Consider the following 230-nt stretch of genomic DNA (forward strand, 5'->3'; position numbering starts at 1 on the left):
TGTAACAAATACTCAGTTCCATGGTCATCATAGTTCAGAAGGTCATGAACGAGCCCCGAATGCCGCTTCTTTACAGTCACCGACTTTCACTGTGTTAAAACAACCATCTTATGGCACATTTCAAGTCTTATCTGACTGTGATTTAAATGCGTTGGCAATGGCTAACTCATCACAATTATTGACTGAAATTAAGCAACAAGGGCGTACATGCATCAATGAACTGTTTAGTG

Annotated in this window: 1 protein-coding gene; it reads left to right on the forward strand. The window is 40.0% G+C overall.

Annotated elements, in window-relative coordinates:
* On the forward strand, positions 1 to 230 hold a 230-nt coding region (locus CWC11_RS23010), incomplete at both ends, for a hypothetical protein (RefSeq protein ID WP_212748098.1).

Origin of the sequence: Pseudoalteromonas sp. S3178 (assembly GCF_005886985.1) — a bacterium.
In the GTDB taxonomy this organism is placed as follows: domain Bacteria; phylum Pseudomonadota; class Gammaproteobacteria; order Enterobacterales; family Alteromonadaceae; genus Pseudoalteromonas; species Pseudoalteromonas carrageenovora.